At 69.1% G+C, this 12189-nt stretch carries 12 protein-coding genes; 5 read left to right on the forward strand and 7 right to left on the reverse strand.

What is annotated here, in order from left to right; genetic code table 11:
- Window positions 1-6: 6 nt before the first annotated feature.
- Entirely contained in the window at window positions 7-519 is a 513-nt protein-coding gene (locus tag HD594_RS04350) for a MarR family winged helix-turn-helix transcriptional regulator (protein WP_271171298.1), read from the reverse strand.
- 129 nt (window positions 520-648) lie between these two features.
- Here HD594_RS04350 and HD594_RS04355 point away from each other — a divergent pair, with 129 nt between their 5' ends.
- From HD594_RS04355 to HD594_RS04370, 4 genes are read left to right on the forward strand one after another with little or no spacing between them, the layout of a single operon-like run.
- On the forward strand, window positions 649-1566 hold the full coding sequence (locus tag HD594_RS04355; protein ID WP_184749789.1) for a hypothetical protein: 918 nt from the start codon (window positions 649-651) through the stop codon (window positions 1564-1566).
- Window positions 1563-2267: a Rieske 2Fe-2S domain-containing protein gene (locus HD594_RS04360; RefSeq protein ID WP_184749790.1), complete on the forward strand. Its 705-nt coding sequence runs from the start codon at window positions 1563-1565 to the stop codon at window positions 2265-2267. The genes HD594_RS04355 and HD594_RS04360 overlap by 4 nt, the downstream gene beginning before the upstream one ends.
- 25 nt (window positions 2268-2292) lie before the next feature.
- Window positions 2293-3357: an aromatic ring-hydroxylating dioxygenase subunit alpha gene (locus tag HD594_RS04365; protein WP_184749791.1), complete on the forward strand. Its 1065-nt coding sequence runs from the start codon at window positions 2293-2295 to the stop codon at window positions 3355-3357.
- The gene (locus tag HD594_RS04370) at window positions 3354-4319 is read left to right on the forward strand and encodes a PDR/VanB family oxidoreductase (RefSeq protein WP_184749792.1); all 966 of its coding nucleotides are present in this window, start codon (window positions 3354-3356) and stop codon (window positions 4317-4319) included. Before HD594_RS04365 ends, HD594_RS04370 begins: the two co-directional genes overlap by 4 nt.
- A gap of 72 nt (window positions 4320-4391) precedes the next feature.
- On the opposite strand, the gene HD594_RS04375 is transcribed toward HD594_RS04370, so the two are convergent.
- On the reverse strand, window positions 4392-4763 hold the full coding sequence (locus tag HD594_RS04375) for a carboxymuconolactone decarboxylase family protein (RefSeq protein WP_184749793.1): 372 nt from the start codon (window positions 4761-4763) through the stop codon (window positions 4392-4394).
- A 243-nt stretch (window positions 4764-5006) separates the two neighbouring features.
- Here HD594_RS04375 and HD594_RS04380 point away from each other — a divergent pair, with 243 nt between their 5' ends.
- Window positions 5007-5675, forward strand: coding sequence for a class I SAM-dependent methyltransferase (locus HD594_RS04380; protein ID WP_184749794.1), 669 nt, complete (start codon window positions 5007-5009; stop codon window positions 5673-5675).
- Between the two features lie 29 nt (window positions 5676-5704).
- Here the strand turns inward: HD594_RS04380 and HD594_RS04385 are convergent, their stop codons facing one another.
- From HD594_RS04385 to HD594_RS04405, 5 genes are read right to left on the reverse strand one after another with little or no spacing between them, the layout of a single operon-like run.
- A complete protein-coding gene (locus tag HD594_RS04385) occupies window positions 5705-6757 on the reverse strand; it encodes a LacI family DNA-binding transcriptional regulator (RefSeq protein WP_184749795.1) in 1053 nt (350 codons plus the stop codon).
- A 32-nt stretch (window positions 6758-6789) separates the two neighbouring features.
- The gene (locus HD594_RS04390; protein ID WP_184749796.1) at window positions 6790-7677 is read right to left on the reverse strand and encodes a carbohydrate ABC transporter permease; all 888 of its coding nucleotides are present in this window, start codon (window positions 7675-7677) and stop codon (window positions 6790-6792) included.
- Complete coding sequence (locus HD594_RS04395) at window positions 7674-8612, reverse strand: carbohydrate ABC transporter permease (protein ID WP_184749797.1); 939 nt, start codon at window positions 8610-8612, stop codon at window positions 7674-7676. The genes HD594_RS04390 and HD594_RS04395 overlap by 4 nt, the downstream gene beginning before the upstream one ends.
- Before the next feature lie 60 nt (window positions 8613-8672).
- The gene (locus HD594_RS04400; RefSeq protein ID WP_184749798.1) at window positions 8673-9995 is read right to left on the reverse strand and encodes an ABC transporter substrate-binding protein; all 1323 of its coding nucleotides are present in this window, start codon (window positions 9993-9995) and stop codon (window positions 8673-8675) included.
- Window positions 9996-10039: 44 nt separating this feature from the next.
- On the reverse strand, window positions 10040-12163 hold the full coding sequence (locus tag HD594_RS04405; protein WP_271171299.1) for a glycoside hydrolase family 36 protein: 2124 nt from the start codon (window positions 12161-12163) through the stop codon (window positions 10040-10042).
- Window positions 12164-12189 lie beyond the last annotated feature (26 nt).

Raw genomic sequence — 12189 nt, forward strand, 5'->3', positions numbered from 1 at the left:
AGCTGGTCAGGAGGACTGGGGTGCCCGGCCGGCGAGCCGCTGCAGTGCCGCCAGGACGGTCTGCGGCTCGTCCACAGAGGCGAAGAACTGGGCGTCCCACCCATCGAGCGCGACCACCGCGTGCTCGGCGACCTCGCGACCGCGATCGGTGACCGACAGGGCCTTCCCACGCGGATCGTCGGGGTGCGTGGTCCGTTCGATGAGTCCGTTGCGTTCGAGGACCTTGATGATCTGCGACGCCATCACCTCGCCGACGCCGGCGTGGTCGGCGACCTGACGCTGGTTCGGCACCCCTCCGGCGCGGGCGAGCCACCACGCCGAGGTCAGCAGCAGCGCCTGCCCGTGTGTGAGCGAGAACGGCGCGAGGGCCGCATCGACACCGCGCTGCCAGCGCAGCGTGGTGTGCCACAGCATGAAGCCGAGACTGCGCCCGGCGGAGTGTGAGCGAAGTGCCTCCCGGAAGTCCCGATCCGCGGTCTGGTCGCCTTCGTCGGGTCGACCCGTGTCGGGTTCGTTCACGTCGTCTCCTCCATCTTCACGGGGTTCGCGACAGATCGAAACACCGGTGTAACAGGTGCGTCCTACCTTAAACGCTGAAGGCCTTAAGTATCCGAATACTAAAGGCGCGAAGTATCTGGGAGGCGACTCGTGGCGGACAATACGCCGATCCTGCTCGACAACGACGATCCGCGCCTGCGCCGTGCCTGGCATCCGATCGGGCGCGCGCAGGACATCGGGGAGGAACCCTGGACCGCGACGCTGCTCGGCCAGACGGTCTGTGTGCGGCGCGCCGGTAGCCGGATGTGGCCCGGCCACGGCACATCGGCGGACGCCGCCGATCCGATCGTCATCCTCGACGACACAGCGGCTGACGTCGCCGAACGGTACGGACTCGTGTGGGCGGCGCTGGAGCCGCCCATCGCGCCGATCCCGGATTACCCCGAGTGGTTCGACGACGCGTATCAGTCCGACGTGCTCACCCGTCAGACGCACGTGGCGGCCGGCATCGTCATCGACAACTTCCTCGACGTGACGCATTTCTCGTATCTGCACCGGCAGTCCTTCGGGCGATCCCGACCCGTGACGGACGACGGGTACCGCATCACCGCCCGAGGCGACTTCGTGCAACTCGAGCACGACACGATCATCCAGGAGGGACGGCGCAACAGCGAAGGCGGCTTGGGCGAGCGCCGGATCGCGACGTACACGTACTGGCCGCCGTACATCTGCCATCTGCAGATGTACTTCCCGGGTGACGGCGAGCGCGCCGCCGCGACGATCGTGTGCCAGCCCGAATCGGCGGCGTCGACCCGCGTGTATGTCACCGTCATCGTCCCGCGGACCGACCCCGGACTCGACGAGCAGGTGACGTTCTCCCGTCGCGTCCTCGACGAGGACCTCACGATCGTCTCGCGCATGCCCGACCCTCGCCTGTGCTTGACGGTGCGTGCGGAGTTCCACACACGGGCCGATCGCGCAAGCGTCGAGATGCGCCGGACGATGCTCGACTTCCTCGAGGAATGCGGTCTCGCCCAGGCGGGCGCACGAGAGGAGGTGCCCGCATGAGCTTCCCGGTGCAGGCCGCGGTCGAGGGGATCGGGCACGGAGGGGGTGGATGGATCCCGCTGGTGCACGCGGCGGAGGTCGATCGCGCTGCTCCGATCCCGGTTCCGGTGACGGCGGCGGGTCTGCCGTGGGCGCTCGTGCGCCTCGACGGAGAGATCGCGGCGCTCTACGACGTCTGCCCGCACCGGCGGGTGCCGCTCTCGGCGGGAAAGGTCGCACCCGGCCCGTCCGGCGAGGTCCTCGAATGCGGCTACCACGGGTGGTCGTACGACCGTGCCGGCGCGTGCGCCCGGATCCCCGCGCTGGGGGAGAATCTCGTCCCGCGCGGGATGGGCAGTGTGGCGGTCCTCCGCACGAGCGTGGCCGGGGGGCTCGTGTGGGGCGCGGCGGGCGACGAGTCGGACCCTCTGCCGACCATCGGCGCGGACGACGTCTTCCTGCACTCCGAGCGCCTCGCGCTCGGAGTGGCCGCGCTCGATGACACGCTCGGCGCGTCCGTCGTCGACGGTGCGATCCGCGCAGGACACGACGACCGCGGGGCGCTGCGATATGCGGTGCGCGCAGTCGGCGACCACAGCACGGAGGTGTTCCCGATCGTGACCGCCGCCCGGAGGACCGGCGAGGCGCATGACTGGGCCGCTCGCCTCGCCCCTCTCCCCATTCACGAACCCAGCCGCCTCCCGAGCGGCGACACCGAATAAGAACGAACAGGAAAGGCAGAGACCGATGCTCGTCAGCCAGGTTCCCGCTCTCAAAGAGTTCTGGTATATCGTGGCCTATTCGGCCGACATCACCACGAAGCCCGCCCGGGTGCGACTCCTGGGCGACGACTACGTCATCTGGCGAGGCCGCAAGGGACTCGTCGGCGCCGCACTCGACGAGTGCCCCCACCGCGGATCACGCCTCTCGCAGGGCTGGGTCGAGAACGGTGACATCGTGTGCCCCTACCACGGGTGGTCGTTCGACCCGACCGGCGCCTGCACCCGCATCCCGCAGAACGATGACGACAAGCCGATTCCGCCGCGCGCCCGCGCGCTGTCGGTCCTCGTCCAGGAGAAGTACGGGTTCGTCTGGGTGTGCCCCGGCATGCCACGCGCGAACATCCCGGAGCTTCCTGAGGCCGAGGACCCCTCATACACGGTCATCTTCGAGATCCTCGAGACCTGGAACGCATCGGCGCCGCGCATCATCGACAACGCGCTCGATGTCTCGCACGTGGCCTGGACGCACAAGAACACGATCGGCGACTCGTCGGCGCCGAAGATGAACAACATGGTGGTGACGCGCGAAGGCCACCACCTCACCTCGCGGGTCACGTATCGCGCGCGCGTCACCGACGCCCTGCGCAAGAACATCGGCCTGGAGGGCGAGTACACCGAGCGTGTGACGAACTCCGAACTCATCCAGCCGTTCGTCTTCCGCGACCGCATGGAATACGAGAACGGCGTCAACCACGTTCTGATGAAGGTCGCCACGCCGATCGACGACGAGAACACGCTCTTCTGCCAGTTCATCGCGCGCAACGACGACCCGGATGCGGAGAAGCAGGCGGGCATCGTCGCGCTCGACCGCCAGATCCAGGATGAGGATCTGAATCTGCTGCAGTCGATCCGTCCGGAGTTCCCCCTCGAGATCCAGACCGAGATGCACACGCGCACCGACCGGATGACGGTGGAGTACCGCAGGATCCTCGCCGAACTCGCCTCTGAGAGCTCGATGGTGCCGCCGGACCGGGTGTGGGCGACGCCTTTCCTCCAGGCCGTGCGGTCGGACGTGCAGGCTGCGCGATGACGATCGAGGCAATCATCCCCGCCCGCCTCGACCTGGCAGCCGTCGTCGAGGACAGCGTCCGTGTCGCCGACGAGGTCGTGGCGGTCACGATCAGAACGACGGCCGACGATCTTCCCCAGTGGGAGCCGGGCGCGCACCTGGACATCGAGCTCCCGGGCGGCATCATCCGCCAGTACTCGCTGTGCGGAGACCCCGATGACCGGCGACGTCTGCGCATCGCGGTGCTTCGTGAGCAGGAGAGCCGCGGCGGATCGCGCGCCGTCCATGACCTGGCCGTCGGCACTTCGGTGCGCATCCTCGCCATCCGCAATCACTTCCCGCTGGATGCCGCTGATCACTACGTGTTCGTCGCCGGCGGCATCGGCATCGCGCCATTGCTGCCGATGATCGCGCACGCCGAGGCGTCCGGCGCCCCGTGGGTACTGCACTATGCGGGCCGCTCGATCTCGTCGATGGCGTACGCCGACGCGCTCGTCGATCAGCACGGTCCGCGTATCGCCCTGTATGCCCGCGAGGAGGGGGCGCGACTCGATCTGGATGCCGTCATCGCCGGCGCCCCCACCGACGCAGGGCTGTACTGCTGTGGCCCGGCCGGGATGATGGAGCAGTTCGAGCAGGCCTGTCTCATGCACGACCGAGACGGGCATATGGAGCGGTTCGCCGCAGCGGCGGACAAGAGCGCCGACATCGTCCGCCCCGATGACGAGGCCTTCGAGGTGCATCTGGCCCGCACCGGGGTCACGGTTCAGGTGCAGCCGGGTCAGTCCATCCTCGCGGTGGCCGAGGAGGCAGGCGGGGATGTGTTCGGGTCCTGCGAGGAAGGGATCTGCGGCACGTGCGAGACCCGTGTCATCGAGGGGAACGTCGACCATCGGGACGACGTCCTATGCGGACGGGACACCGGCACGATGATGATCTGCGTCTCTCGGGCGCTGAGCAGGCGCCTCGTCATCGACGCGTAGGGTTCCGAACGGACGCAAGAGGGGTGTCGCTGCAGATGCAGCGACACCCCTCTTGCGGTTGCCGGGTGCGGGTCAGCCGACGAGGGCGGCCTCTGTGGCGTTGGTGGCCTGGAACTGGGCGAGGGCGGTCTGGGCTTCTCCGCCGTAGACGACGGAGGGGCCGCCGCCCATGAGGATGGCGACGCCGATGGTCTCGTTGACCTGCTCGGGGGTGGCGCCGGCCTTGAGGGCGTCCTTGACATGGCAGGCGATGCAGCCTTCGCAGCGGATGGCGATCGCGATCGCGAGGGCCATGAGCTCCTTGGTGGCGGCGTCGAGGGCGCCGTCGGCGAGGGCCTTCTTGTGCATGGTGGCGAATCCGTTGATGGTTCCGGGGATCGCGGCCGAGAGGGCCTTCATCCCGTCCATGACCTGCGATTCGATCTCGACGAAGTTCTTCGACATTGTCGTACTCCTCTTGTGAAGGTGTCCCGATCCGGCGGGGCGCCCGCTCTTGTTCTCTCGGGTGGAGGTCCCTCTCGAGAGCGTCTGTGGTCAGACTACACCCTGTGGTCAGACCACACAAGTGGTCCGACCATATGGTGGGATCCATCACGCGCGTTCGCGCGTTCGCGCGTTGCCCAGGATGCCGGCGACCTTCGCGCTGACGAGCCGGAAGTCCCGGGGCGTTCGGCGTACGGTGAGGGCGTGTCCCGCCGTCACCGCTACCTCGAACCCGAGCAGGCCGCCCGGGTGTACGACCGCATCGGGCGGTGGCAGGACCTGGGAGGCTTCTACGAGCGTGAGGCGATGGGCGTCATGCTCGACGCCGCCGAGCTCGGCTCTGCCCGGGGCGTCGTCGAGATCGGATGCGGCACGGGATCGCTCGCGGCATCCCTGCTCGGCGACCGGCTGCCCGCCGCCGCCACGTATCTGGGCCTCGACGTCAGCCCCGCCATGGTGGAGCGGACGCGCCGGGCGGTCGAGCCGTTCGCGGATCGCGCCGAGGTCCGGCTCGTCGACGGGCGCTCTCCGTGGCCGATCGCGGACCACAGCGTGGACCGCGTGCTCGCCGTGTACGTGCTCGATCTGTACTCACCCGAGGCGACCGATGCCTTCTTCGCCGAGGCCGACCGCGTTCTGCGCCCTGGCAGGCTGATCGCCGTCGCGAGCCTGACGCACGGAGCGCGCGGCGTCTCGCGCGCCGTCTCGGCGATGTGGAACGGTGCCTGGCGGATCGATCCGCACGTCACCGGCGGGTGCCGGCCCGTCGACCTCGAGCCGCACCTGCCATCGACCTACCGACGGCGCCTCGACACGGTCATCACCACGTGGGGCGTGAGTTCGCGCGCGCTCGTGCTGCAGGCCCCCGCCTGACTTCCGCGTGCGGCGGGCGCAGCGGCCGGTCAGGCGCTCTCGGCGACGTGGCCGGATGCCGCAGCGCTGACGCGCTGAGGATTCGGCGCTGCCGCCGACGACCGGATCACCAACGGCGGGCGCTCGGACGAGTACCGCTTGCTCTCCTCGCCGTCGATCTCCTTCAAGAGGAGCTGCAGGCCCCGACGTCCGAGCCCGGCGAAGTCCTGCTCCGCGGTGGTGAGCGGCGGGGACCACAGACCCGAGAGCGGGTGATTGTCGAAGCCGACGACCGAGACGTCCTCGGGCACCCGCAGCCCCGCATCGGCGATGCCGCGGATGACGCCCATCGCGATCTCGTCGTTCCCGCAGAACACGGCCGTGACGGCGGGATCCTTCGCGATCTGCGTTCCGACGTCGACGGCGTCGCGCGGGTCCCAGGTCGAGTCGAAGGTCGGCGGGATGGCGGCATCCGCCTTGCGCAGGGCCCGACGCCACCCCGTCGTCCGTCCGTCCTCGCGGCGCGACGGGGGGATGCGGACGTGGTGGACGGTCGGGTGGCCGAGCCCCAGCAGGTAGTCCGTGAGCTCCTCGGCGGCGCGCGTCTCATCCAGCACGGCCTGCGGGACCGCGGTGTCGCGGACACCCGAGAGCGCGACGACCGGGACGTCTGCGGGAAGCCGGGACAGCGCCGCGACACCGGGTGCGTCGAATTTCAGCACGACCGCGCCCGCGAGCGGCTGCGTCAGCGTCGCCGAGATGGCGCGATCGACCTCGTCGTCGTCGGCGGTCTCGACCACCGTGATCATGACGGTGTAGCCGGCCGCGCGGGCGTCCTCCTCGATCCCGCGGATCGCCTCCGCGTACCCGTAGCGGGACGTATCGCCGGCGATGACGGCGATCACCTGCGCCTTGCGCGACACGAGGACGCGCGCGGCCGCGCTGGGGCGGTAGTGGAGTTCGGCGATCGCGGCCTCGACCAGCTCGCGCTTGGCGGGGCTCACCCGAGCCGCGCCGGTGAGGACGCGCGAGACCGTCGGCACCGAGACTCCAGCCCGGGCAGCCACGTCGGCGATCGTCGCCGGCTTGGTTCCGTTCGTCATTCGTCCGCTCCGCCTCGCGGCTGGTTCCGTGCTCACTTGACGGCGCCGCTGGTGATCCCCGAGATGATCTTCCGCTGGGCGATCATGAAGGTGATCAGCAGCGGCAGGCTCATGAGGATGATATACGCGAAGATCAGGTGCCAGTTCTGCAGGTACAGCCCGGCGCTCGCCACCTGGTACAGGTTCAGGGGCAGCGTGTCGAGCCGGCCGCCGATCACGAACAGCGCGTAGAACACGTCGTTCCAGATGTAGAGGCAGATGAGGATCGTCGCCGTCGCGAGCACCGGGACGAGCAGTGGCAGGATGATCGTCCAGAACACGCGGAACGGTGAGGCGCCGTCGACGCGGGCCGCCTCCTCGAGCTCGACGGGGATCGTCCGCACGAACCCGGTGACGAAGAAGATCACCGTCGAGAGGTACATGCCCATGTACACCGCGATCATGCCGACCGCCGTGCCGGCGAGTCCGAGCTGACGCAGCAGCAGCACGATCGTGACGACCGCCGGCGGCAGCACGATGCCGCTGATGGCGAGGGCGTAGACGAAGGCGAGCGGCTTGGAGGCGCGGCGCCCGAGGATCCACGCCGCCATCGACCCGAGGATGAGCACGCCGAACACCGAGGGGACCATGACGAGCAGGCTGCCCCCGAACGCTGCGAGCATCTCGCCGTCGGTGAAGACCGTCACCAGGTTGTCCCACAGCTGCCATTCGGTGGGCAGCGACAGGTTCGGGTTGAACGCCTCGGCCTGGTTCTTGGAGGCGGTGATGATCACCAGCCAGAACGGGATGCCGAGCAGGAGGAAGGCGGTGAGGATCGCCACCGTGGGTTGGATGAGGTCGCGGAATCGGCGCCGGGGGCGGACCCGGCCGGTGCCGCGCGGAGCGACGACGCCGATGGCGACAGCGGTTTCGGTGCTCATAGCACGTCCTCTCGCTTGCGCAGGATGCGGATGACGGGGAACGCCAGCAGCGTGACCGTCAGGAAGAGCACGAGGCTCATCGTGGTGGCTTGGGCGAACAGTCCCTGCCCGAAGGTGCGGAAGATGAAGATGTTCAGGAGTTCGGTGGTCCCGCCGGGGCCGCCGGCCGTCGTGGCCTGGACGATGTCGAATCCGTTCATGGAGCCGAGCAGGGCCGTGGCCACATTGAAGGTGACGGCGGGAGCGAGGAGCGGGAAGCGGATCGTGCGGAACGTCGTCCACCAGCCGGCTCCGTCGAGGCGCGCCGCTTCGAGGACGTCGTCGCTGATCGTCTTCAGACCCGCGAGGTAGATGAGCATCGACAGCCCCATCCACTTCCACGCGTGGATCAGGGCGACCACGACGATCGTCCAGGTGGTGCTGCCGAGCCACGCGATCTCGACCGTGCGGCCGAGGAAGAAACCGAGGATCTCGTTGAGCGCGCCCTCGGGCTTGAGCATCGCCTGGAAGATGTAGCCGACGGCGAGAGCCGACATGATCACGGGGATGAAGAACGCGACGCGGATGATGCGGTTGATGCGGGTGTCCTTCTCGAGCAGCAGCGCGAGGATGAGCCCGAACACGTTCTGGAAGATGGCGACGAGCACCGCGTAGACCAGCGTCACGATGAGGGCGTTGACCAGCGCGCCGTTGGAGAACAGCGAGACGAAGTTGTCGAACCCGACGAAGTTGATGCCGGACTTGAAGCTCGACCAGTCGGTGAAGGCGTAGACGAAGTTGTAGATCGTGGGGACGAAGAAGAAGAGGACCAGCACGATCAGGGCGGGGATCAGGAACCACAGCGGGTGGTCCTTCTTCGCCCTCCCCGAGGGGAGGAACTCCTTGATCCCTCGGGCGTCGGCTGCGCCTTTGGACAGTCCGAGTGTGGTTGTCATGATGACTCTCTCTGGGAGGGTGGGGGTGCCGTTCGGGTCGGCACCCCCACTCTGTCGGGATCAGAACCCGGGCGTACCGATGGCCTTGGCGAGTTCGGCGAACTGCGCCTGGGTGGCCTCGGCCACCTCGACCGGGGTCTTGGTGCCCTGGATCATGTCACCCAGGTTCAGGTACAGGTCCGGGTTGGCCACCGCGAGGGCCTGCATCGAGCCGACCGAGCCGCCGAGCGACGCGCTGACGTCGAGCAGGGCCTGGGGGACGTCGGCCGACGAGGGCACGCCGTCCTGAAGCGACACCGTCGACTGCGCCTCGACGAAGTCGGGGTAGCCGTCGCCGAGCCAGTAGCTCAGCAGCTGGCGGGCAGCGGCTTCGCGCGTGGCGTCACCGGTCTTGAAGGCCACGAGGGCGTTCGACTGGTCCGGGATGAACGTGCCGACGTTGCCGGACGGCGAGATCGGGAAGAACCCGATCTTCTCGTCGAGCTCGGCGGTGTCGGCCAGCGACTGGAGCAGACCGAAGTACGAGTTCACCTGGATGACCATGGCCGCGTCGCCGTTCAGCAGCGCGGGGCCCTGGTCCTCGAAGGTCGCCGTCTTGAGGTTGTCGTTGAACAGGCCCTCGTCGATCAGCGCCTGGTACTCGTCGATCGCGCCCTGGATCGTGGGGTCGGTGAACGTCTCTTCGTTGGCGTTGACGCGGTCCCACAGCCCGTCCTGCGCGGCATCCGCCAGCTGCACCTGGACCCACCACTGGGTGGCCCACGGCGTGCCGCCGCCGAAGTCGAAGAACGGCGTGACGCCGGCGTCCTTGAGGTCGCGCGCGTCGGCGAGGAACTCGTCCCAGTCACCGGGCAGCTCGGTGATGCCGTTGTCGGCGAACACCTGCTTGTTGTAGTAGACGCCCTCCACCGCGGGGGTGGTGATCAGAGTCGCGTACCGGGTGCCATCCAGGATGCCGGTGATGTCGCGCAGGTCGGGGCTGTACGAGTCCAGCCACGGCGCGCCGTCGAGCGACTGCAGGTTGGTCGAGGCGTTGAGAGCGGTCAGCTGCGACGCGGTGGGCTGCCAGAACGCGAGGTCCGGCTTGTCGCCGGTCGCGACCTTGGTCTGGATGCTCTGCTCGTAGGGGTCGGGGATCGTGACGACCTCGACGGATGCTCCCGTGAGCTCCTCGAAGCCGGCCACGACGCTCTCGGGGACGGTGTTCGAGTTCTGCGCGGCCCAGATCGTGAGGCTGACGCCGCTGAGGTCGGTGTCCTGCGCGGGCCAGTCCTCGGGGGCCGCGGTCTCTCCGCCGCTTCCGCTGCCGGGGTCCGAGCACCCTGCCAGGGTGAGCGCGCCGATCGCGGTCAGGGCCGCTGCGGCGAGGATTCGCTTCTTCATTGAATTGCTCCTTGTTCGTGATCAGTGTGATCTGGTGCGGGCGCCTACGCGAGCCGGGTCTGGCGTGCGGCGACGCGGATGGTACGCGCGGCGATGGGCGCATCGCCTGCGTGTACGGTGAGGGTTCCGGTGGAGGAGTCCCAGTCGGTGCTCCATTCCGGAAGGTCGGTGGGGAAGACGGTCGTCACCTCGACGGCGCGACCGCGCAGGTGGGGCAGCGAGAGCGACAGCGTGCGCTCCGCGCCGCGTCGCCACAGCGAGAGGATGTCGTCGCCCTGGCCGTGGAGGCCCAGCGCCACCCAGGGCGCCGTCCACGAGGGCAGGCCGGCGGGCCAGAAAGCGTGTCCGGCGGCGATGGCCGGGCGCAGCTCCTTGGCGGTGCGGATCGCGGTGGCCACGATTCCGCGCTGGGCGTCGGTCATGCGGTTGAGGTAGCCCGAGACGTAGTAGCGGCCGAGGAGGCCCGTCACGAGTGAGAAGGACAGCTCCTCGTCGTTCATCTCGGGCTGCGGGTAGGCCCAGCTCGCCGCCTGCTCGGGGAGCATGGCGATGGGGGCGGATGCCGCGATCGGCGGGTACTTGACGAAGTCCTGCTGGTCGGACGTCGACTGCATCGCCAGGCGGGAGAGCATCGCGAAGTCCATGCGCATCGCGCCGGACGCGCAGTTCTCGATCACCAGCTCCGGGTGGCGCTCGAGCACGCCGTCGAGCCACGCGAGGTGAGCCCGGTTGTGCTCGAGCAGCCCCGCGCCGACGCTCACCGTGTCGAGATCGGTGCCCGGGCCCGGGTTGATGTTGTAGTCGAATTTGAAGAAGCCCACACCGAACTGCTCGACCAGGCGGTCGACGACGCCGTCGAGGTGCGCGACCGCCGCCGGGTGACGCAGGTCCAGGTGGTAGCGGTGGTGCTCCACCAGCCGGACGCCGTGCCGCTGGAGGAAGGCGTCCGCGGGCAGCGTGTCGGCGATCGGGCTGCGCACGCCGACGACCTCGGGCTCGAGCCAGAGACCCGGCACCATGCCGGCGTCACGGATGGCGTCGATGACCTCGCCGAGCCCACCGGGGAAGCGTGTGGTGGACGGCAGCCATTCGCCGACCGAGTCCCACCAGTGGCCGCTGTCGTCGTACCAGCCGGCATCGATGCAGAAGACGTCGGCTCCGACCTCGGCGGCCGCGTCGATGAGCGGCAGCAGCTTCTCGGTGGTGGGGTCGCCGTTGAGCGTGTTCATGTAGTCGTTGAAGACCACCGGCATGTCGGTGTTGTCGGGGTGCGGCCGTCGGGCTGCGCGGCGGTAGTCGGTGAGCGCGGCGATGGCGCCTTCGGCGGAGGTCCCGAAGGCCACGGTCGCGGGGACCGTGGTGAAGCCGGCGCCCGGCGCGAGGACTTCGGTCCAGGCGGCGTCGCTGTCGGTGGGGCCGGCGAGGGCGATGTACCCGCCGAGCGTGTCCTCGCCGATCTCCCAGCGCCACGCTCCGTTGTGCTCGATCTGCCAGGCCAGGGCGAATCCGCGCGCGGCGTGGGCGACGACAGCGGTCGGCATGGCGGCGCCGGTCGACCACGTGCCGGTGGACGTCGCGGTGAAGGACCCGCGCGGGTTGTGTCCGGTGAGGTGCTCGGCGAGCTGGGGGAAGCGGGGCCCGCGCAGCGGCTCGCGCTGCCAGCGCGATTCGCCCAGCCAGTCGCTCGCACCGTGGATGACCTCCCAGCCGCCCAGGACGTCTTCGGCGGCGGGGTCGGTGAAGCCGGCCGACCATGAGGTCGCCGAGCGAAGCACCAGCGGGCTCGCGCCGTCGTTCGCGACGGTCACGACGGAGCGGACCGCGGCCGCACCGTCGCGGATCTCGAGGCGGAGCTCGGCGCGAAGGTCGCCGGCCGTCTGCACGATCGTGAGCTGCTCGCCGGCGTCGGTCCGCGTCGCGTGGTGGGAGTCGTAGCGCAGGCGCGTGCCGATCTCGGAGTGCGCGAGGCGACCGGATGCCGGGAGGTGCCCGACGTCGGCGGTCACGATCTCGACGGCCGGCAGGCCGTACACATCCGAGGCGGCGCCCTCGGCGGCCACGCGGACGAGGCGCACGGGAGAGTCGTCTCCGTAGTGGAACGACAGTTCCAGCGCGGGGGTTCCCCATGTCAGCAGCTCGGTCGTGCCACTGGTCACCAGCTCGGTCACGTCACTCCTCGTCGTTGATGTCGTGC

Origin of the sequence: Microbacterium thalassium (assembly GCF_014208045.1) — a bacterium.
GTDB lineage: Bacteria > Actinomycetota > Actinomycetes > Actinomycetales > Microbacteriaceae > Microbacterium > Microbacterium thalassium.